Annotated in this window: 1 protein-coding gene; it reads right to left on the minus strand. The window is 33.1% G+C overall.

Going from position 1 to position 429, the window contains the following annotated elements; genetic code table 11:
* On the minus strand, window positions 1–429 hold a 429-nt coding region (locus KI369_RS28165; protein ID WP_212958946.1), incomplete at both ends, for an aminotransferase class I/II-fold pyridoxal phosphate-dependent enzyme.

Raw genomic sequence — 429 nt, forward strand, 5'->3', positions numbered from 1 at the left:
CTTCTTTAATTAATTCTTCTTCTCGCATTCCATTATGCACTTTTAATAAAATGTGCAATCCCGAATCTTCTCCTATCACTTCAACACGATTAGAGAAATACTTTTCTATTTCCAAAACAAGTCGATCCCTCTTTTTTCGGTAAACAACACGCATTTTATGAATATGTTTTTCCCAATAGCCTTCATTTAAAAACTTTCTAATCACTTCTTGGTCCATTCTTGAAACACTTTGTGTATAAAACAAATATTCCTTTTGATATTTTTCGATTAAATTCTTCGGTAATACTATATAGCTCATCCGTAATGAGGGCAACAAAGCTTTTGATAGCGTCCCCATATAAATAACTTTCCCATCTGTATCTAACCCTTGTAGTGCCGGAATTGGCTTTCCTGAATAGCGAAATTCACTATCGTAATCATCTTCAATAA

It is taken from the genome of Bacillus sanguinis (assembly GCF_018332475.1).
Taxonomy (GTDB): domain Bacteria; phylum Bacillota; class Bacilli; order Bacillales; family Bacillaceae_G; genus Bacillus_A; species Bacillus_A sanguinis.